The following is a 20,428-nucleotide window of genomic DNA, read 5'->3' on the forward strand; positions in this document are numbered from 1 at the left end:
AGGAGATGCTCGGGTCAAGCCCGAGCATGACGGCTGTCAGAGTTACGACGACTTCTTCTTGCGGAGGGCGTCGACGAACTTGTTCAGCTCGATGATCGGGTCGTAGGACTTGTTGTCGGCGGCGACGAGCGGGCCCTGCTTGCCTTCATAGATCTTGTCGAAGGCGGCCTTGTCCTTGGTGGCGAGGTTGAGGACGGCGTCGCGGATCGAAGCCTTGAGCGGCTCCGGCAGCTCGCTGAGATAGGCCATCGGCGAGTTCACGATCTGCTCGGACTTGTAGATGATGCGGAAGTCGTCCGCCTTGACCATCTTCTTGCGGTCCATGCGCAGCAGGTTCGATTCCTGCTCGTCGTTCCACCAATTGGCGGCGACGTCGACGGTGCCCTGGCCGAGTGCGATGACCGCGTTCTCGTGGCTGCCGGTGTAGACGACCTTGCCGAAGAAGGTCTCGGGCTCGATCTTCATGCCATCAAGCGCGAAGCGCGGCACATTGTTGCCCGAGGTCGAGTTCGGGTCGACGAGGCCGAGATTCTTGCCCTTGAGGTCCTCGATCTTCTGATAGGGCGAATCCTTCTTCACGTAGAAGACCGAATAGTAGCCCTTGGTGCCGTCGATGTTGGTCTCGATCGCGAAGGCGTCGATCTTGGCGCCGGTCATCAGCGCGCGCGCGAAGGAGGCCGGGCCGTACATGCCGATATGGATGTTGCCGGCGCGCTGGCCCTCGATGATCGCGGCGTAGTCGTTCGCGATGCGCAGGGTCACCTTGGTGCCGAGTTCCTTCGCGAGATAGTTGACGAAGGGGGTGTAGCGCTCGACGACGCCCGAGGCGTTCTCGGACGGGATGATGGCGAAGACCAGCTCGGGATATTTCGCCTTCCAGTCCTGCGCGAAAGCCGGGGCGGCGAGCGTTGCGGCAAGGCCGGCGGCGGCGAGCGTAAACGTATGACGACGGGTCAGCATGAGAGTGCTCCTTTTTAAAAGATCGGCGATGAAAGGTCAGGCTTCAGTGCAGGCTTGGGCGCGCAGCCGGCTGTTTCAGGCGACGTTCTGCTTGGCGCGCTGGGCTTCCTCGATGGCGATGGCGTCAAGCTGGTCGAGCGCCTCGGCGCCGGCATCCTTGGCCTCGATGCCGTAGAGCTCGGCGGCGAGCTCGCTGGTCAGCGCATGCGGGGGGCCGTCGAACACGACCTTGCCGGCAGCCATGCCGATCAGCCGGTCGCAGTACTTCGCGGCGATGTCGAGGTGGTGGAGATTGCAGATCACGGTGATGCCGTCCTCGCGATTGATGCGGAACAGCGCGTCCATAACGACCTGGGTATTGCGCGGATCGAGCGAGGCGATCGGCTCGTCGGCGAGAATGATCTTCGGCTCCTGCACCAAAGCGCGGGCGATGGCGACGCGCTGCTGCTGACCGCCGGAGAGGGTCTCGGCGCGCTGTGCCAGCAAGTGCCCCATATCGAGGCGTTCGAGCGCGGCGATGGCACGGACCTTGTCGTCTTGCGAGAAGCTCTTGACCAGCGTCAGCGCTGCCGAGCGATGATTCAGGCGGCCGAGCAGAACGTTGGTCAGCACATCGAGGCGGCCGACCAGGTTGAACTGCTGGAAGATCATCGCCGTGTCGCGCCGCCAGGCTCGCAGCGCCGCGCCGCGCAGGGCTGTGACGTCGCGCTCCTCGCTGAGGATGCGGCCATCGCTGGCATCGGCGAGGCGATTCAGCATACGCAGCAGCGTCGACTTGCCGGCGCCCGAGCGACCGATGATGCCGACCATCTCGCCGCGCGGAATCGACAGGGTGACGTTGTCGACGGCGGCTTTGCCACCGAAACGCTTGGTCAGACCCTCGATACGCAGCATCAACAGCTCTCCCGCGATTGCGGGATGATGCGGTATCGGCGCCAGATGACAGCGCGGTGACAAATTCGCCTTCCAGCGGGCACCGGCGGGAAAGCGTCATCGACCATCAACTATTATGTCACCTGCGACCGGGTTCCGGCAGGAGCGTCAGCCTGCGCGCAGGAGCAGGTCGACACAGGCTCCGACATAGGAGCGGATCTCGGCCGGTGGCACTGGCGCAACACCAAGCAGGCCGCGGACCTGATGGAAGCCGCGCAGCATGCCGATGAACTGCTCGGCGAGCCGGTCCGCTTCCGCGCGCGTGAGTGCCCGCGACATGCCATCACCGGATCGTGACCGCTGCTCCAGCAAGGCCGAGAGCTCCGAGATCATGCGCCCTGCGCCGGTATCGTAGGCGGCCTGTCCCAGCTCGGGAAAGCGCGCGGCCGCCCCGACGATCAGGCGATGCAAATCGAGCGAGGCCGGGTGCAGCATCATGGCCAGAGCGTCCTCGCCGAGACGCAGGAGGATGGCCCGCAGATCGCCGGTTTCGCTGCGTGGACGGCGCAACGGAATCGTCAGCTTTTCAGTGAGTTCGGTGCAGATTGCCAGGAACAGCGCCTGCTTGTCGGCGAAATGGCTGTAGATGGTCTGTTTGGAGACGCCGGCGCGCTGGGCGATCTGGTCGAGGCTGGCGCGGTCGAAGCCCTCGGCCAGGAACGTCTCCGAGGCGGCCCGGGTGATCGCGTCATGTTTATCCGGCCGTGATTTTTCGGCCGGCATCGCTTTTGCTTCTGCAGCGGGGGCGCTAGTGCGTCCGTGCATTGATCATTCCGTCACGCTTCCGCCCTTAAAGGGTGCTTATCAAACTAGACCGTCCAGTCTAGAATATGTCCGCGGTCCCGGAGCGTCCAGCCTGATGAAGCGTTTTCTCCTCCTTATCCTTGTCGCCGGGCTGGCGGGCGGTGGGTACTATGGCTACCGCTACCACTATAAGCCGACCAACCAGCAGGCGCAGGCGCAAGGCGTCGCCAATGCGCCGAACCCCGCAATTCCGGTGGAAGTCGGGACGATCGAGCTCGCCACGGTCGCCGAAGAGGTCGAGGCCCTCGGGACGCTCGCAGCCGAAGAATCCGTCGTGATCGCTCCCGAGATCGCCGGCCGCGTCGTCGCGCTCGGCTTCAAGGAGGGTGAGCGGGTCAGCAAGGACCAGCCGCTGGTCATGCTCGACACCGCCATCCTCGACGCGGAGCTCAAGCAGTCCCAAGCCGATATCAGCCTGGCGCGCGACACCTATGACCGCAACCGCTCGCTGGTTCAGCGCGGTGCCGGAACCCAGGTCGCGCTGGAGCAGGCGACGGCGCAGCTCGCCTCGCAGGAGGCGCGCCTGCAGCTCGCCCAGGCAAAGCTCGCGCTGGCGACGATCAAGGCGCCGTTCAACGGCGTGGTCGGCCTGCGCGCCGTCGGCGTCGGCGACTATGTCTCGATCGGCAAGCAGCTGATCACGCTGACCAGTATCGATCCGATCAAAGTCGATTTCCGCGTGCCGGAGATCTACCTGACCCAGCTCAAGGTCGGCCAGCCGATCCAGCTCAAGGTCGATGCGGTGCCCGATCGGCCCTTTGCCGGCAAGATCTTCGCGATCGACCCGGTCGTCGATGTCAATGGCCGGGCGGTAAAGCTGCGCGCCCTCGTGCCCAATGCCGATCTCGTTCTGAAGCCCGGCCTGTTCGCCCGCGTGACGATCATGGTCGACAAGCGTGAAAACGCGCTGGTCGTGCCGGAAACCGCGGTGGTGCCGGACGGTCTCGGCAAGACAGTCTTCATCATCGAGAACGGCAAGGCCAAGCGCGTGCCGGTCGAACTCGGCAAGCGCCTGACAGGCAAGGTCGAGGTGGTCAAGGGGCTCAAAGCCGGCATGCAGATCGTCACCGCCGGGCAGATGCGCCTGCGCGAGGGCGCGACCGTCCTGATCAAGGAGAAAGCTGCGGTCCAGACCAGCTCGCTGCCGGGCGCCGTGCAGCGATGAGCCTGTTCGAGCTCTTCGTCCGCCGGCCGGTCCTCTCGACCGTCCTGAGCCTGCTCGTCATCCTGATCGGCTTTGTCTCCTATACGCGCCTGACGGTGCGCGAATATCCGAACATCGACGAGCCGATCGTCTCGGTGCAGACGGTCTATCGCGGCGCCAGCGCCGAGATCATCGAGACACAGGTCACGCAGATCCTGGAGAACTCGATCGCCGGCATCGAAGGCATCGAGATCATCAACTCGACCAGCCGGCAGGAGCGCAGCCAGATTTCGGTGCGCTTCCGGCCGGACGTCGATCCCGACGTTGCAGCCTCCGACGTGCGCGACCGTGTCAGCCGCGTGCGCGGCCGCATGCCCGACGAGATCGACGAGCCGATCATCGCCAAGGTCGAGGCCGATGCCCAGCCGGTGATGTATCTGTCGCTGACCAGCTCGCGGCATTCGCCGCTGGAGCTGACTGACTTCGCCGACCGCTTCATCGCCGACCGTGTCCAGAACATCACCGGCGTCGCCGAGGTCCGCATTCTCGGCCAACGCCAATACGCCATGCGGATCTGGCTCGATCGCGCGAGGCTCGCTGCCTACAACATCACCGTCCAGGAGATCGAGGCGGCGCTGCGAGCGCAGAACGTCGAGATTCCCTCTGGCCGGATCGAGAGCGACAGCCGCGAATTCACTGTGCTCTCGCAGACCAGCCTGAACACGCCCGAGCAGTTCCGCGAGATCACGGTCAAGGACGCCAACGGCTTCCCGGTCAAGCTGCGCGACATCGCCAAGGTCGAGCTCGGTGCCCGCGAGGAGCGCAACGCGGCCTGGTTCGGCGGCCAGCCTTCGGTGACGATCGGCATCGTCAAGCAGGCGACGGCCAATCCGCTCGACGTCTCCTCGGGCGTCGTCGCAGCGCTGCCGGGCATCCGCGAGGATCTGCCCGACGGCATGTCGATCGCGACCTCCTACGATACCTCGATCTTCATCGATCGCTCGATCAAGGCGGTCTACACCACGATCGGCGAGGCGGTCGTCCTCGTCGTGCTGATCATCTTCCTGTTCCTGCGCTCGCTGCGCGCGACGCTGATCCCGCTCGTAACGATTCCGGTTTCGCTGATCGGCGCCTTCGCGCTGATGTATGCGCTCGGCTTCACCGTGAACACGCTGACGCTGCTCTCGATGGTGCTCGCCATCGGCCTCGTCGTCGACGATGCCATCGTCGTGCTCGAGAACGTCCACCGCCATATAGAAGACGGGGTCGAGCCGACCAAGGCGGCAATCAAGGGCATCAACGAGATCGCCTTCGCGGTGGTCGCGATGACGCTGACGCTGGTCGCGGTCTATGCGCCGATGGCGTTTTCGACCGGACGGACGGGCAAGCTCTTCGTCGAGTTCGCGCTGACGCTGGCCGGCGCGGTGCTGGTTTCGGGTTTTGTCGCGCTGACGCTGACGCCGATGATGTGCGCCAAGCTGCTGAAGCACCACGACAAGCACAACTGGCTCTACAACATCCTGGAGCGCTTCTTCGAGGCACTGTCCAGTGGCTATCGCCGCTCGCTGCGCTTTGCGCTGTCGGTCAGGCCGGTGGTCGTGCTGCTGGCGCTGCTGGTCGCCGGCGGCAGCTATTTCTTCTTTACCAATCTGCGCTCCGAGCTCGCACCGGTCGAGGATCGCGGCACGATCACCGCAATCGGCGTGGCGCCGGAAGGCGCCACCATGGCCTTCACTGCCGACTATGCCCGGCGTGTCGAGGACTATTTCAGCAAGATCCAGGAGGTCGACAGCTATCTCGTCATCGTCGGCTTCCCGGATGTGACGCGGGCGATCGCCTTTGCACGCCTGAAGCCCTGGGAAGAGCGCCACCGCAAGCAGCAGGACCTCGTCGCCGAGATCAACAAAGGGCTGTCGCAGATCCCTGGCATCCGCCTGTTCGCGACCAATCCGCCCTCGCTCGGCCAGGGCGGCGCCAACAGCAAGCCGGTCGAGTTCGTGCTGCGGTCTTCGGACCCTTACGTCACCATCAAGGAAAACGTCGACCGGCTGATCGCCGAGGTGCAGGGCAATCCGGCGCTGACCAATATCGAGACCAACCTCATCCTCGACAAGCCGCAGATCAAGGTCTCGATCGACCGGCAGCGCGCCTCCGATCTCGGCGTCGGTGTCGACGTGATCGGCCGCACCATGGAGACCCTGCTCGGCGGGCGCCAGGTCACCCGCTTCAACATGAACGGCGAGCAATACGACGTCATGTTGCAGGTCGCCGGCGCGGAGCGCAGCACGCCGCAGGCGCTGCAGTCGATCTATCTGATGGGCCGCGGCGGCCAGGCGGTGCAGCTCTCCAGCCTCGTCCAGATCGAGGAGAACGTCGCGCCCAAGGAGCTGATCCGCTTCAACCAGCTGCGCTCGGCGACGATTACGGCCGTGCCCGGGGCAGGCTATTCGCTTGGCGATGCGCTTGCTGTGCTCGAGCAGGGTGCCGCGAAGGTGCTGCCGGCCTCGTTCCAGACCGACTATTCCGGCCAGAGCCGCGAGTTCAAGCAGTCGGGATCCTCGATCCTGCTCGTCTTCCTGCTGGCGCTCGGCTTCATCTATCTGGTGCTGGCGGCGCAGTTCGAGAGCTTCGTCGACCCCGTCGTGATCATGGTCTCGGTGCCGCTCTCGCTCACGGGTGCGCTCGCCGCCCTCTATTTCTCCGGCGGCACGCTCAACGTCTACAGCCAGATCGGCCTGATCACCCTGGTCGGCCTGATTACCAAGCACGGCATCCTGATCCTCGAATTCACCAACCAGCTGCGCGAGGAGGGGCATGAGATGATCGACGCCCTCGTCGATGCGGCGGAACTGCGCCTGCGGCCGATCCTGATGACGACAGGTGCGATGGTGCTGGGCGCCGTGCCGCTGGCGCTGGCGGAAGGGGCTGGCGCCGAGAGCCGCTCGCAGATCGGCTGGGTGATTGTCGGCGGCATGACCTTCGGCACGCTGCTCACGCTCTATGTCGTGCCGGTCGCCTACAGCTACATGGCACGGACCAAGCATGGCTCGCGCCATGCCTCGGCCGAGGCACATCCGCAGCCGGCGGAATGATCGGCTGTCCGGGTAGAGGATATCCGGATAGCCTATAGCGGAAACGTCTATTCGCTTTCGCCGCCGCCCGAGGCTAACCGTCCGGCGGCGGCGCCCAATGAGCAAGAACTCAGGCTGCCGCCCGTGACACGAACGGGAGGAACGGCATGAGGACTGGCACCAGATTCTGGCTGAGGGCGGCGGCTGCCGCCTGCATGGCGAGCGCGGCTTCGATCGCGCAGGCGCAGAACTTCCCGAGCAAGCCGGTCACCATGCTGATCCCGTTCGCGGCGGGCGGGCCGACCGATGTCGTCGGGCGCCTGGTCGGCGAGCATATGAGCCGCACGCTCGGCCAGCCGGTGATCATCGAGAACGCGGTCGGCGCCGCCGGTACGCTCGCCGGGCAGCGCCTGATGGGCTCGCCTGCCGACGGCCATGTCATCCTGATCGGCCATACCGGCACGCATGCCGCAGCCGTCTCGCTCAATCCGAACCTGAAATACCGCCCGGTCGAGGATTTCGCCCCGGTCGGGCTGGTCAACACCAACCCGATTTTCTTGACCGTACGCAAGACCCACCCGAGCGGTACGCTCGCTGAGTTCGTCACCTGGGTGAAGGCCAATGAGAAAGCCGCGAGCAACGCCCATGCCGGTGTCGGCTCGGTCAGCCATACCACCTGCCTGCTGTTCAATACCGTGGTCGGGGTCAAGCCGAACGGCGTGCCCTATCGCGGTACCGGCCCGGCGATGAACGACCTCGTCGCCGGGCAGGTCGACTATCTCTGCGACCAGGCGGTGAACGTCGCGCCGCAGCACCGCGCCGGCACGATCAAGACGCTTGCAGTCGCATCGACCGCTCGCGCCACGGCGCTGCCGGACGTGCCGACCAGCACGGAAGGTGGCGTTCCCGATTTCAAGGTCGAGGTCTGGAACGCGATGTTCGCGCCGAAGGACACGCCGGCGGCGGTGGTCGCCAAGCTGAACCAGGCGCTGAAGGCGGCGCTCGCCGACGTGACGGTGAAGGCGAAACTCAACGAGCTCGGAGCGGAAATCCCTTCGGCCGAGCTGCAGGAACCGGCCGGTTTGCGCGCCTTCGTCGGAGCCGAGATCGAGCGCTGGGCACCGATCATCAAGGCGAGCGGCGTCAAGATCGAGTGAGAGCTACTGCAGCCTGACCGAGACGCTCTCGCTGGCACCGGCGGCGTCGATCACCGAAATCCGCATGAAGCCCTTGCCGGGCGGTTGCCAGGCGGTCTCACGGCGCTTCACCGCCGCCATCACCGGCGCGCCGTCGACCAGCCAGGTGAAGGGCGCGACGCCGCCGGAGACCTTGAGGTTGAGCTGAGGGCTGCCATCGACCGTCGAGGCGGCGAGGTCGATCTTGGCTCCTTCAGGAGGGAAGGCGAGTTTCAGGCTGGGGTTTGCCAGCGCGGCGACCGTCTTCGGCACGTCCTGGCGCAGATGGCGGAGCGGCGGCGGCAGCGTTGCGCTGCTAGCGGCGATCGTGCCCGGCGGCTGCACGAACGGCCGGGGATCGAGGCCGACGCGGGCGAAGGCGTCGAACAGGATCGGTGCTGCGACCACCCGCCCGACCAGGCCCGGCACCGCACCATTGTCGGCGCGGCCGACCCAGACGCCGATCGTATGCTTGCGGTCGAAGCCGACGGCCCAGGCGTCGCGATAGCCGTAGGAGGTGCCGGTCTTGTAGGCGATCCGGCCGGGCGGGGCGTTGAGCGGCGGCGGCGCGCCGAGCAAGGTATCGGCGACATACCAGGCGGCGACCGGCTCGACGAGGCGCAAAGGCGGCTCGGCTGCGCCGCTCGCCGGCTTCACATGCAGCGGCACGACCTCGCCGCCACGGGCGAGCCCGACATAGAGCCGGGTCAGGTCGGAGAGCGTGATGCCGAGACCGCCGAGGCCGATGGCGAGGCCTGGCGCGCCGCCGTCCCTGGGCATGGCGATCGCCGCGCCGGCATCCTTCAAGCGCGACAGGAAGCGCTGCGGACCGACGGCCGAAAGCAGTTCCACCGCCGGCAGATTGAGCGAGAGCTGCAGCGCCTTGCGGGCGCTGACCATGCCCTGGAAGCCGAGGTCGAAATTCTCGGGGACATAGAGGCCGTAACGGGTCGGCCGATCCTCCAGCATCGTCTCGGGATGGGCGAGGCCGTTGTCGAAGGCAAGCGCGTAGATGAAGGGCTTCAGCGTCGAGCCGGGCGAGCGCAGCGCCTGCGTCAGGTCGAGCGAGCCGGCGCGCCCGGCGTCGAAATAGTCGACGCCGCCGACCGAGGCGCGGATCTCGCCGGTCTCGTTGTCGGCGACGAGGATCGCGATCGAGAGTTGCGGCCCCTGGCCGATGGCGCGCTCGCGGGCGAGCTGCTCCAGGCTCGCCTGCCAGCGCGCATCGATGGTCAGGCGCTGGCTGCGTTGTTCGGGAACCTCGGCGACGACCTGCTCGGCTGTGTGCGGCGCGAGGCTGGGGAAGGGCTTGCGCGCCGTCGGCACCGGCTCGTCGCGGGCGGCGGCGACCTCGTCCGGTGTTGCAAGCCCAGCGGCTTCGACGCGGGCAAGCACGCGCTCGCGAGCCTTGCGTGCGATTTCCGGGAAACGGTCGGGCCGGCGCGTCTCGGGCGATTGCGGCAGGGCGACCAGCAGCGCCGCCTCGGCGGTCGAGAGCCGCTTCGGCTCCTTGCCGAAATAGGCGAAGCTCGCGGCTCGCACGCCTTCGAGATTGCCGCCGAAGGGGGCGAGGGTGAGATAGAGGTCGAGAATCTCGGTCTTGCTGAAGCGCCGTTCGAGCTCGATCGCGCGCACCGCCTGTCTGAGCTTGGCCGAGAGCGAGCGCTCCTGGCGCGGTTCGAGCAGGCGGGCGACCTGCATGGTCAGCGTCGAGCCGCCGGAGACAATGCGGCCGCTCGCCAGCATCTGCCCCGCGGCCCGCAAAGTGCCGAGCGGATCGATGCCGGCATGGTCGTCGAAGCGCTTGTCCTCGAAGGCCTTGAGCATCGCGAGGTAGCGCGGATCGACGTCATCAGCACCGACCGGCAGCTTCCAGCGCCCGTCCGCGGTGACGAAGGGGCGCAACAGCTTGCCCTCGCGGTCGAGCACCACGGTCGAACGGTCGCGCGCGGCGGCGAAGTCGAGCGGGGGAAGGGTCGAGGCGTACCAGAAGAGGGAGGCGGTAGTCGCTGCGATCAAGGCGGCGGCACCTATGCCGGCATAGGCGAGCCGGCGATGCCAGGCGCGCCTTCCTTCTCCCCTTGAGGGAGAAGGTGTCTGCGAAGCAGACGGATGAGGGCCGTTCGACTGGGTGAGGCCGTTATTGGCTTGCGCCTCACTTCCCTCATCCGTCAGCACTTCGCGCTGCCACCTTCTCCCCCAAGGGGAGAAGGAAGAGGCGTCCCGCTTGTCCGGCCGCGCTTTCACGAGGTCACCTTGCCGAGGTGATCTCGATCGTGCCGAAGCCCGTCCGCCCGAAGCGATCCGGCCGGTACATGTCCTCGATCACCGCCGCCGGCGCGACATAGCGGCCGGGCGAGACGGCCCGGGCGATATAGGCGACCGTGTAGTTCAGCTGGTCATTCCGGCCGCCGCTGCGCTCGAAGGCAGCGACGAAGCGGTCGTCGCGCGCCTCGGTATGCACCGGCGAAACCTCCTGCTTCAGCCAGTTGAGGCCCTCGACCGAGGCGCCCTCGGTGAGCTTGGCGTTCTCGATCTCCAGGCCGGCCGGGACGGGGTCGACCAGCAGCAGCCGGCCATAGCGCGCCGCCGGCTCGGTCACCTTGAGCGCGACGACATAGCGCTCGTTCTGGCGCAAACGCGACGGGTCGACCCGCTCGCCCTTCATGGTGAAGAGCGTGCGCTCCAGCCCAAAGCCCTGGTTCAGCGCCGGCTCCGGCGTCGATGGGATGCCGGAGACCGTGATCACAGCATTGGCCGAGGCGGTGCCGGGATTGCCGATGACGAGGGGCTTTGCCTCCAGCGCCGCCTGCGGGATGGTGCGGTAGAAGGCGCCTTTACGCTCGGCGCCGTCGACGGTCAGCGCCATGCCCTCGGCGTCCTTGGCCATGGCGGCGGCGGCCATCGCCATCCACATGTTCTCCTGCGTCGAGGTGTAGCGCGCGTTCTGGCGCGCGTTCTGGACGACATCGGCGGCGCGGGAGAGGTCGGCGCGCTCGCCATTGCTCTCGGCGATCAAAGTGAGGATGCCGGCGCCGTCGCGCAGCCGCGAGCCGTAATCGGCGCGCGACAGGCCGTCATCGCTGGTTTGCTGAAGCGTTCCCAGCGCGCTGCTGAAGGCGGCGCGGCCGCGGGTGCGGTCGCCGAGCAGCGAGAGCGCGGCGCCGATCTGGGCGCGGGCGAGGGGTGAGCCGAAATCGCCGAGCTTGTTGTCGGCGAGGTAGCGCAGATCGCCCATCACCGGCCGCCCGTTGCGGGCGAGCACGTAGAGGGCATAGGCGATGCCAGCCGCTTCCTCCTTGTTGATCTCGCTGGTGTTGACGACCTGGTTGCGCAGGCGGTCGAGCGCCATGTTGAACGCCGTCTGTGGCACCGCAAACTGGCGCTCGCGGGCGCGGGTCAGGAAGTCGGTGACGAAGGCGTCGAGCCAGAGATCCTCGCCGCCGACGCCCCAGAGGCCGAAGGAGCCATTGTTGCCCTGGCGGGCGAGCACCCGTTCGATCGCGGCGGTGACGCGCTCATCGGCGTTGCCGTCGAGCGCCAGCTGCTCCATCGAGGCGAGCCGGTTGACGACCAGCAGCGGCAGCGCGCGACTGATCGTCTGCTCGGTGCAGCCATAGGGATAGCGGTCGAGCGCCTTCAGCACCGACGCGACGTCGAGCGCTGCGACCGGCGAAACCGAGACCGAGACCGCGCCAGAATCCGGCACGAGATCGGCCATCAGGTCGGCGGAGACGGTGAGCGAGCCGCCTCCCGGAATCGGCCGGACGATCCGGCGCGCGATCGTTTGCGTCGAGGGCTGTACGCGCACGGCGAGGTTCTGCACCGTGCCGATGCCGTTCGGGCCGGTGATCTTGACGTCGAAGCTGGCGCGGCCGAGCCCGGCGGCGGTGACGGGGATCGTCAGCGAGCTCTTGGCGCCGGCGGCCATGGTCATGCTGCGCCGGGTCGCGTCGGCAGCGACGACGACCGGGCCCTTGACGTCGAGATCGACGAGATAGGAGCCGGCCGGCCCCTCGACATTGTCGATCTGCAGGTGGAAGCGCGACTGGTCGCCGAGCGCCAGGAAACGCGGCAGCGTCGCCTGCGCCACGATCTGATCGCGCACGAAGACGTCGGCGCTGGCCTGGCCGGTGCGGCCGGCGCTCCAGGCCACCGCCATGACGCGGACCGAGCCATTGAAGGCCGGCAACTCGAAATCGACCTTGGCGGTGCCATCCGGCCCGAGCTTGACCACGCCGGAATAGCGCGCCAGCGGCTCCTGCGTCGGCGCCTCGCCATTGAGCTGCGGGGCGCTGTCGCCACCGGAGCGGATCGCGCCGCGAACGCCCTGCATGCCGTCGATCAGATAGCCGTAGAGATCGCGCAGTTCATGGCCGAGCTGGCGCTGGCCGAAGAAGTACTTGGTCGGATCGGGGCTCTCGAAGCGAGTGAGGTTGAGGATGCCGATATCGACCGCGGCGACGGTGATGAAGGCTTCTTCGCCTGCTTTCGCACCCGTGACCTTGACCGGAAGCGACAGCGTCGAGAGCGGGCGCACCAGATTGGGCGCGCCGAGATCGATGGCGAGGTTGCGCTCCTCCTTGCCGACGCTGAACCAGGCGAGGCCGATGGCGCGGCCGGGCATGCGCTGCGCAGCCGTGTCCATCGGGCGATGGGCGAGCACGACGAGATAGGCGCTGGCGCCCCAGTCCGACTTGGCGGGGATGGTCACGGTCGTGCCATTGGCCGGCACGTCGACGGTGCGGATCTCGGCGACCCGGTCGCTCATCACCGCGAGCGTCGCCTTGCCGGCGAAGCGCGGGGTCAGGCGCACCTGCATGCTCTCGCCATTGCCGTAGGACGGCTTGTCGAGGGCGACGTCGAGCACATCCGGCTGGTCGGCAGTCTTGTCGGTCTCGTAGCCGACATTGAAGGAGACGCTGGTCTCGGTCGCCTCGGCGCCGTCGGCGCTGACGTCGAGCCGGTAATTGCCCCATTGTACGGGGGCTGAGATGCGGGCCGGCGTGTTTTCGGCGACGGCGACGGCGACATCGCCATCGGCGACGCGGCGGGTCGTCTTGACCCCCTCATAGTTCCAGCGGCCGTCCTGATAGAACCACTGATAGTTGCGGGAGACCTTGGACAGCGTCCATTTCAGGCCCTGGCGGGCGATGCGGCGGCCGTCGCCCTGGGCCATGATCACGTCGAAAATCGCGGTCTGGCCATTGCCGAGCTCACCCTCCTTGAAGGCCTTGCGCACGCCGATGGCGGCGCCCTTGGGCACGATCGGCATGGTGACGGAGCGGGCGATGGCGCGCCCGCCCGGCTCGCCGACGCGCACGGTCAATTCGACTTCAAGCGGCCGGTTGGTCTCAGGCTGGGCAACCGGGTTGGCGATCGTGACCTTGCCGTCGGCGCCGGTCTTGGCGGCGTCCTCGAACTCGGCCTGCTGCGGCTCGAAGGCCTCGTCGGTCAGGCCGACCTCGTAGCCGGCGAAGCCGGGGATCGCGGTCTGCGCCGCCGAGCGCACGGTCATCGAGCCGGTGACGTCGAGATCGGAACCGGGCGCGCCGTAGAGATAGCGGGCGTTGACGTCGATCTCGGCCGGCTCGCCGGCCTGCAGCACCTGCTTCTTCGGCGAAAGCGTCAGCTCAAGCCGCTCGGGGACATAGTCCTCGACCAGGAAGGAGATCTCGCCGATCGACGCGCCCTTCGGGTCGGAATAGGCCTGGACGCGCCAGGTGCCGGTCTGTGCGCCGGAGATCAGCGGGATCGAATGGGCGCGTCCGCCGGCGCCCTGGTCCTCGACCTGGCGGCGGCGGTACTCGACGCCGTCGGGCCGCCTGACGACGAGAGTCAGCGGCAGGCCGGAGACGGCGGCACCCTTGGCATCGCGCAGCAGCGTCGTCAGGTAGACGGTCTCGCCGGAGCGATAGACCCCGCGCTCGGTGTAGAGGAAGGCGTCGAGCCCGGCCGGGGCGACGCGGCCCTTCACGCCGCGATCCGACAGGTCGAAGGCGGTCTGCTTCAGGTCGAGGAAGCCGTAATCCTCGGCGACGCTGGCAGTGACGAGGCCGGGCGCATTGCCACCCTGGCCCTTGCCGAGGGCGGCGTCGAAGCGGGCATAGCCGTTGGCGTCGGAGCGGACGGTCGCCAGCACCTCGTTGTTGCGGGCGATGAGGCGCAGTTCCGCATTGGCGACGGGCGAGGCATCGGCGAGCGAGCGCACCAGCACATGCACGCCGTCCGGCCCGGAAAAGGAGGTTAGGCCGAGGTCGGAGACGACGAACCATTGCGTCGCGCGGGTGGTGCCGTCGTCATAGTCGCCGTCGCCGTCCGATGAGCTCGCGGTCCGGCTGGTGCCGGTCGGCTTGGCGAACATCACATAGACGCCGGGCTGGAGCCGGCCGACCGCCTCCAGCACCGGGAAGGCGGTGGTGACGTCCTTGTTGAGCTCGGACTTCACCGCCATCGTGCCTTTCCAGACGCTCGAACCCTTGTCGGAGGCGATCTGGCCCGCATTGTAGCTGCCGAGCTGGCTGAGGAAGTCGTCGGAATGGACCGAGCCGATCAGGTTGCGGTCGCCGATGCGCATCACTTCGAGATCGAGGCTGTCGGCATTGACCGAGACGACCGGCACGCCCTGCTGGCCGGTGCGCGGCAGCACGTAGTTCTTGCCGGTGAAGCGCACGGAGGGGGCGCGGTCGCGGACATAGACCTCGTAATCGGCCGATTTCAGCAGCTTTTCGTCGGGGATGGCCGAGGGCACACCCTGGCGGATGACGAAGCCGTAGCGCTCGCCATGGCGCAGACCGTCGACGCAGAGCTGGCGCTCCTCGCCGCTGACGGCGAAATCGCCCTTGCCGGTGATGGCGACATAGGGCGCGAAGTCGACGCGGCCGCGCGAGAGCGGCTCGGAGAATTCGAAGCAGGCGCGTGGGCTCGCCGCGTCGGAATCGACCTTGTTGGAGATGAGGCGGAAGCCGCGCTGGGCCCGCAGCGCCTCGTAATCCGTACGCAGCGAGGCGTTGTCGGCAAGATCGAGGCTGAGGCGATAGGTGGTCAGCGCCGGGCGCCAGAGCTCATGCTTCTCGAAGACGCGGGCGAGCACGCCGAGCGAAGAGGCCTCGTCGGGGCGCGAGGTCGAGCGCTGATAGGCGAGATAGGCGGCGCTGATCGCGCGCTCGCGGAGTTCGTAGCGCTCGCGATAATCGCGCGGCTCGATGCCGCTCGCCGCCTGTGCCATCAGGCGCCAGCCGCCGGGGTTGGCGGGATCGGCCACCGCTGCAGCATTGGCGAGCGGCAGGGCAGCGCGGGCGTCGCCGCGATTGAGGGCGGCACTGCCGTCTCGCAGCAAGGTGGCGAAGGGGCGCTGGCCGACCGAGACCTCGCGCTTCAGCCGCTCTTCCAGGCGCTGGCCGTCGCTGGCGAGATCGGGCCGGACATAGGCCTTCTGGGCGAAAGCGGGTCCGGCGGCGACAGTCAGGCCGAGCAGGAGGGCGAGACGGACGAGATGGCGCATGGCTCGGTCTCCGAAAAGGCGGGCGGCTCGATAGTTGCCGCGGCAGGCGTCGACGCGATGACGGGTCATCGCATTGCGCTGCGCGAAGCTAGCACCGGGCGCGTCGGGCGCAACTCGGCTTGCGGCCGGGAGAGCTCTTCTCGCCTCTTGCCTCTGCGGCAAGGCTGACGCTGAATGGCGCCGCATCGCGGCGCGGTCTGGAACGAGGAGATGGTTGTGTTCAAGGTTCCCGCGCTGATCGGCATCGCCGCCATCCTTGCCTGCCTCAATGCCGCGCAGGCGCAGCAGCCGGCCGATCCGCGCTTGGCCGCGGCGACGCAGGCCTATGCCGCGCTGCCGGAGGTCGAGCGCAAGGCGATCCAGTCAGACCTGATCTGGACCGGACATCTCAACAGTGCCGCCACCGGCAATTTCGGATCGCTGACCTTCCGCGCCGTGAACGGCTTCAAGGCCGGACGCGGCCAGCCTGACGGGCAACTGACCCCGGCGGAACGGCAGGAGCTTGCGCGTCTCGCCAGGACGGCGCGCGATGCGGCGGGCTTCGCCGTGATCACCGACCAGCCGACCGGCGTGCGTATCGGCATTCCGCAAAAGCTCCTGCCGAAGCGCGAGGCGACGGCGGCCGGCGGCAGCCGCTGGCAGAGCGCAGATGGCAAGGTCACGCTCGATGTCAGCGCAGGCCCTGCGACCGAGCCGCTCCAGGCGATCTTCGACCGGGCGATCGCGGTCAATCCGAACATCCAGCGCAAGGTCACCTACAAGCTGCTGCAGCCGAGCTTCTTCGTCGTCGCCGGCGAGACGCCGACCGGGAAATTCTTCCGGCGGCAGGCATTGGGGCCAACGGGCCTGCGCGGCTTCTCGATCGGCTACGACAAGGCGGTCTCCGCAACCTTCGACAAGGTGGTGACCGCGATCGCCGACAGTTTCGAGCCGTTCCCGAGCGGTCCGGCGCCAGTTCTCGCTCCGACGCCTGCAGTGCCGGGTGCTCCTCCAGTTGCCACTGCACCAGCCCAGCCGGTGACCGAGCGCTTCGGCGTCGGCCTCCTCGTCGGCAAGGAGCTCGTGCTGACGGCGCGCGCAGCGGTCGATCCCTGCAAGGGGCTCAAGGTCGGCTCGCGGCCAGCAAAGTTGCGGTTGCAGGATCAGGCGAGCGGGCTCGCGCTGCTCGACGTGCCCGGATTGGCTTCCGGGGTCGTGCCCGGGTTGCGGGAGGCTGCGCCGACGGCGAAGGAGGCCGTGGTCGTGCTCGCCTATGACGGAACCGCCGCCGCGCGCACAGCGGTCGCGCTGCCGGGAGAAGTGATGAGCGATGTGGTACTCGCGCCGTTGCAGCCTGGTGGGGCTGGCAGCCCGGTCTTCGACCGACAGGGCCGTCTGGCGGGACTGGTCACCGCCAACCCCTCGGACAAAGGGCTGATTGCCGGCGTCGCGCCGCAGCGCAATCATACGATCGCCGGCGTCGCGCAGCTCAGGGCAATGCTGGAGAAGGCCGATGCCAAGCCTGCTGCCGCGGCGGCTGGCGGCGAGCTGAGCACCGGAGCGATCGCGGAGGCCTCCGGCAAGAGCGTCGTGCCCGTCTCCTGCGGGCTTTGACGCTCGCCGGGCAGGGCGTGCATACAGCATACAAAGATGGTTGCCTCGCCAGCGGCAATCGGCTCTGATAGCGAGAATACCAAGGAAGCCGCGCCGTGAGGCGAAGAAGCTTTCAAATTTTAAATCGATTGAACGGGAGGGAGATAAAATGAGCAGAATCAGCAGGCGTTCGGTCCTCAAAGGCGCGGCGGCAGCAAGCGCGGCAGGGCTGATCACAGGCCCGGCGATCGGCCAGGCACAGTATCCGAGCCGGCCGGTGACCTTGATTTGCCCGTGGGGTGCGGGCGGCGGTACGGATGCGACGGCGCGCATCGTCGCGCAGTTGCTGGAGAAGGATCTCGGCCAGCCCTTCAACGTGGTGAACCGCACCGGCGGCTCGGGCGTCGTCGGACACCAGGCGATCGCGTCCGGAGCGCCGGACGGCTACACGATCGGCATGCTGACGGTCGAGATCGCGATGATGCGCCATCAGGGCCTGACCGAGCTGAAATCGAGCGACTATGCCGCGCTCGGCCTGATGAACGAGGATCCGCCGGGCGTGCAGGTCTCGGCCTCCAGCCCCTACAAGGACATCAAGGAGCTGGCGGCGGCGATCAAGGCTGCGCCGCATGGTAAGCTCAAGGCGTCCGGCACCGGCCAGGGCGGCATCTGGCACCTCGCGCTGGTCGGCTGGCTGGTCGCGATGGGGCTGAAACCCGACCATGTCGCCTGGGTGCCGTCGAACGGCGCCGCGCCCGGCATGCAGGATCTGGCGGCCGGCGGCATCGACATCGTCACCTGTTCGGTGCCGGAAGCACGGGCGATGATCGACGCCGGCAAGGCGAAGGCGCTGGCGATCATGGCGAGCGCGCGCAATCCGCAGTTCAAGGACGTGCCGACGCTGAACGAGTCGCTGGGGATCAACTACTCGGTCGGCGCCTGGCGCGGCATCGGCGCGCCCAAGGCCGTGCCTGCCGACATCCAGGCCAAGCTGACGGCGTCGCTGAAGAAGGCCTTCGACTCCAAGGAGTACCAGGACTTCATGAACTCGCGCGGCTTCGGCATGAAGTTCGCCGACGGTCCGGGCTTCGCCAAGTTCATGGCCGACAGCGACATCTCGATGGCGTCGGCGATGAAGGCTGCCGGCCTGGCCAAGGCCTGATCGCTCACAAGCAGGGCGGACGGGCGAACGACGCCCGCCCGTTCCTCCGCTCCAGTCGGCGCCGGCGCGGCGCAATCACAGTTCGACGAGAATTCGCAGCATGTTGTTGTCAGACCGCGTGACCGGCGGCGTCATCGCGACGCTCGGCGCTGCCGCCTTCTTCTATGGTTCGAAACTGCCGCCCGTGCCCGGCCAGCAGGTCGGCCCCTCGGCCTTCCCGATGGTGGTCGGCGCCGGGCTGGTGCTCTGTGGCGTGATGATCGTGCTCGGTGTCGGCCGCCATTTCGAGGAGGTCGCCGAGGCTGATGTCGCGAGTCATAGCGCGCCGGAGCTGCTCGAGCCGCTGCCGGCCTGGCGCAACTGGCTGGCGCTGCTGCCGCCGGCGCTGCTGCTGTTCTATGCGCTCGTCTCCGAGCGGCTCGGCTTCCTGCCGACGGCGGCGATCATGGTGCTGACCGCGAGCCTCGCCTTCGGCGCCAGACTCAAGCTCGCCGTGCCGCTCGCGCTGATCGCGCCCTTCGTCATCAACCTGATCTTCCTCAAGCTGCTGCGCGTGCCCTTGCCCGGCGGCCTGCTGCCCTTCCCCTGGTGAGGCCGCGATGAACACCGTCATCCAGGCCTTCGGCCTCGTCTTCGCCCCGGATGTGCTGATCGCGATCTTCGCTTCCGCCGTCTACGGGCTTCTGGTCGGCTCGCTGCCTGGCCTCTCGGCGACGATGGCGACGGCGCTGCTCGTGCCCGTCACCTTCTACCTCTCGCCGATCGCCGCAGTCGCCACCATCATCACGGCTTCGGCGATGGCGATCTTCTCCGGCGACATTCCCGGCTGCCTGCTGCGCATCCCCGGCACGCCGGCTTCGGCCGCCTATACCGACGAAGCCTATGCGATGACGCGCAAGGGCGAGGCGGAGACCGCGCTCGGCATCTGCCTGTGGTTCTCGGCGCTCGGCGGCATCGCCGGCACGCTCTCGCTGATGCTGATCGCGCCGCTGCTGGCCGAGATGGCGCTGTCCTTCTCAACCTATGAGAACTTCTGGCTCGCCATGCTCGGGCTGATGTGCTCGACGCTGGTGGCGCGCTCCTCGCCGATCAAGGCGATTGCGGCGATGCTGCTCGGCCTCTTGATCACCTGCATCGGCATCGACAATCCCGGTGGCGTGCCGCGCTTCACCCTCGGCTCGACCGACCTCCTTGGCGGCATCGAGGTGATTCCGGCGCTGGTCGGGGTCTTCGCGCTGGCCGAGGTGATGCGCGCGCTGACCGAGCGCGATCCGCCGAAGCTGGAGAACCGCCGGCTCGGCTCGATCCTGAAGGGCCAATGGGAGCTGACCAAGAAATACCCTAAGCAGCAGGCGCGCGGGAACCTGATCGGCATCATCATCGGCGTGCTGCCAGGCGCCGGCGCTGACATGGCGGCCTGGGTCAGCTACGCCATGGCCAAACGCTTCTCGAAGACGCCGGAGAAGTTTGGCACTGGCCATCCCGAGGGGCTGATCGAGGCCGGCGCCTCCAACAACGCCTCGCTCGCCTCGGGCTGGGTGCCGGCGCTGCTCTTCGGCATCCCCGGCGACACGATCACCGCGATCGCGATCGGCGTGCTCTACATGAAGGGGCTAAACCCCGGCCCGACGCTGTTCACATCGCAGGCGTCGAGCATGTACGCGCTCTACATCATCTTCATCATCGGCAACATCATCATGATCCCGCTCGGCATCATCATGATCCGGCTGGCGAGCAAGGTGGTCGGCGCGCCGCGCTCGGCGGTGATGCCGGTGATCATGATCTTCTGCGCGGTCGGCGCCTTCGCCACGGCAGGCAACAACCTGTTCGCGGTCTACTGCGTCGCCATTTTCGGCCTGATCGGCTTCGTGATGGAGAAGAACGGCTATCCGGTCGCGGCGATGGTGCTCGGCATCGTCATGGGCACAATGGTGGAGCAGAGCTTCGTGACCTCGCTGATCAAGTCGGACGGCTCGATCCTGCCCTTCTTCAGCCGGCCGGTCTCCTCGGTGCTGGCGGCAATGACCTTCGGCGCGCTGCTCTGGCCGGTCTTCGTCTGGGCAACGCGCAAGCTGATGGCGCAGCGGCCGGCGACCGCCTGAA

Annotated in this window: 12 protein-coding genes; 7 read left to right on the forward strand and 5 right to left on the reverse strand. The window is 67.4% G+C overall.

Going from position 1 to position 20,428, the window contains the following annotated elements; genetic code table 11:
• Positions 1 to 42: 42 nt before the first annotated feature.
• From phnD to BLM15_RS22675, 3 genes are all read right to left on the reverse strand, one after another.
• Entirely contained in the window at positions 43 to 960 is a 918-nt protein-coding gene (phnD, locus tag BLM15_RS22665) for a phosphonate ABC transporter substrate-binding protein (RefSeq protein ID WP_126114879.1), read from the reverse strand.
• A 75-nt stretch (positions 961 to 1,035) separates the two neighbouring features.
• The gene (phnC, locus tag BLM15_RS22670; RefSeq protein WP_126114880.1) at positions 1,036 to 1,854 is read right to left on the reverse strand and encodes a phosphonate ABC transporter ATP-binding protein; all 819 of its coding nucleotides are present in this window, start codon (positions 1,852 to 1,854) and stop codon (positions 1,036 to 1,038) included.
• Positions 1,855 to 2,001: 147 nt separating this feature from the next.
• The gene (locus BLM15_RS22675; RefSeq protein WP_164547611.1) at positions 2,002 to 2,616 is read right to left on the reverse strand and encodes a TetR/AcrR family transcriptional regulator; all 615 of its coding nucleotides are present in this window, start codon (positions 2,614 to 2,616) and stop codon (positions 2,002 to 2,004) included.
• A gap of 136 nt (positions 2,617 to 2,752) precedes the next feature.
• On the opposite strand from BLM15_RS22675, the gene BLM15_RS22680 reads away from it, so the two are divergent.
• The 3 genes from BLM15_RS22680 (at position 2,753) to BLM15_RS22690 (ending at position 8,069) form a co-directional block, all read left to right on the forward strand.
• A complete protein-coding gene (locus BLM15_RS22680; RefSeq protein WP_164547612.1) occupies positions 2,753 to 3,862 on the forward strand; it encodes an efflux RND transporter periplasmic adaptor subunit in 1,110 nt (369 codons plus the stop codon).
• Positions 3,859 to 6,933, forward strand: coding sequence for an efflux RND transporter permease subunit (locus BLM15_RS22685; protein ID WP_126114883.1), 3,075 nt, complete (start codon positions 3,859 to 3,861; stop codon positions 6,931 to 6,933). The genes BLM15_RS22680 and BLM15_RS22685 overlap by 4 nt, the downstream gene beginning before the upstream one ends.
• A gap of 146 nt (positions 6,934 to 7,079) precedes the next feature.
• Positions 7,080 to 8,069 carry a tripartite tricarboxylate transporter substrate-binding protein gene (locus BLM15_RS22690; protein ID WP_126114884.1) on the forward strand — a complete coding sequence of 330 codons (990 nt, stop codon included), beginning with the start codon at positions 7,080 to 7,082 and terminating at the stop codon, positions 8,067 to 8,069.
• A 3-nt stretch (positions 8,070 to 8,072) separates the two neighbouring features.
• Here BLM15_RS22690 and pbpC read toward each other — a convergent pair whose 3' ends face one another.
• Positions 8,073 to 10,106, reverse strand: a complete 2,034-nt coding sequence (pbpC, locus tag BLM15_RS22695; RefSeq protein ID WP_236846382.1) for a penicillin-binding protein 1C — start codon at positions 10,104 to 10,106, stop codon at positions 8,073 to 8,075.
• Between the two features lie 232 nt (positions 10,107 to 10,338).
• Entirely contained in the window at positions 10,339 to 15,591 is a 5,253-nt protein-coding gene (locus BLM15_RS22700) for an alpha-2-macroglobulin family protein (protein WP_126114886.1), read from the reverse strand.
• Between the two features lie 174 nt (positions 15,592 to 15,765).
• On the opposite strand from BLM15_RS22700, the gene BLM15_RS22705 reads away from it, so the two are divergent.
• The 4 genes from BLM15_RS22705 to BLM15_RS22720 all read left to right on the forward strand — a co-directional run bounded on the left by BLM15_RS22705 (position 15,766) and on the right by BLM15_RS22720 (position 20,427).
• Positions 15,766 to 17,184, forward strand: a complete 1,419-nt coding sequence (locus BLM15_RS22705) for a trypsin-like peptidase domain-containing protein (RefSeq protein ID WP_126114887.1) — start codon at positions 15,766 to 15,768, stop codon at positions 17,182 to 17,184.
• Between the two features lie 148 nt (positions 17,185 to 17,332).
• Positions 17,333 to 18,325: a tripartite tricarboxylate transporter substrate binding protein gene (locus BLM15_RS22710; protein ID WP_126114888.1), complete on the forward strand. Its 993-nt coding sequence runs from the start codon at positions 17,333 to 17,335 to the stop codon at positions 18,323 to 18,325.
• Between the two features lie 100 nt (positions 18,326 to 18,425).
• The gene (locus BLM15_RS22715; RefSeq protein ID WP_126114889.1) at positions 18,426 to 18,917 is read left to right on the forward strand and encodes a tripartite tricarboxylate transporter TctB family protein; all 492 of its coding nucleotides are present in this window, start codon (positions 18,426 to 18,428) and stop codon (positions 18,915 to 18,917) included.
• 7 nt (positions 18,918 to 18,924) lie between these two features.
• Positions 18,925 to 20,427 carry a tripartite tricarboxylate transporter permease gene (locus BLM15_RS22720; RefSeq protein WP_126114890.1) on the forward strand — a complete coding sequence of 501 codons (1,503 nt, stop codon included), beginning with the start codon at positions 18,925 to 18,927 and terminating at the stop codon, positions 20,425 to 20,427.
• The last annotated feature ends 1 nt before the right edge of the window (position 20,428 follow it).

Origin of the sequence: Bosea sp. Tri-49 (assembly GCF_003952665.1) — a bacterium.
Taxonomy (GTDB): Bacteria; Pseudomonadota; Alphaproteobacteria; order Rhizobiales; family Beijerinckiaceae; genus Allobosea.

What these genes read in the sequence shown, in the direction of transcription:
- phnD (WP_126114879.1), bottom strand. Translation starts at nt 960, where the DNA reads ATGCTGACCCGTCGTCATACGTTTACGCTCGCCGCCGCCGGCCTTGCC.
- phnC (WP_126114880.1), bottom strand. Translation starts at nt 1,854, where the DNA reads ATGCTGCGTATCGAGGGTCTGACCAAGCGTTTCGGTGGCAAAGCCGCC.
- BLM15_RS22675 (WP_164547611.1), bottom strand. Translation starts at nt 2,616, where the DNA reads ATGCCGGCCGAAAAATCACGGCCGGATAAACATGACGCGATCACCCGG.
- BLM15_RS22680 (WP_164547612.1), top strand. Translation starts at nt 2,753, where the DNA reads ATGAAGCGTTTTCTCCTCCTTATCCTTGTCGCCGGGCTGGCGGGCGGT.
- BLM15_RS22685 (WP_126114883.1), top strand. Translation starts at nt 3,859, where the DNA reads ATGAGCCTGTTCGAGCTCTTCGTCCGCCGGCCGGTCCTCTCGACCGTC.
- BLM15_RS22690 (WP_126114884.1), top strand. Translation starts at nt 7,080, where the DNA reads ATGAGGACTGGCACCAGATTCTGGCTGAGGGCGGCGGCTGCCGCCTGC.
- BLM15_RS22700 (WP_126114886.1), bottom strand. Translation starts at nt 15,591, where the DNA reads ATGCGCCATCTCGTCCGTCTCGCCCTCCTGCTCGGCCTGACTGTCGCC.
- BLM15_RS22705 (WP_126114887.1), top strand. Translation starts at nt 15,766, where the DNA reads ATGGCGCCGCATCGCGGCGCGGTCTGGAACGAGGAGATGGTTGTGTTC.
- BLM15_RS22710 (WP_126114888.1), top strand. Translation starts at nt 17,333, where the DNA reads ATGAGCAGAATCAGCAGGCGTTCGGTCCTCAAAGGCGCGGCGGCAGCA.
- BLM15_RS22715 (WP_126114889.1), top strand. Translation starts at nt 18,426, where the DNA reads ATGTTGTTGTCAGACCGCGTGACCGGCGGCGTCATCGCGACGCTCGGC.
- BLM15_RS22720 (WP_126114890.1), top strand. Translation starts at nt 18,925, where the DNA reads ATGAACACCGTCATCCAGGCCTTCGGCCTCGTCTTCGCCCCGGATGTG.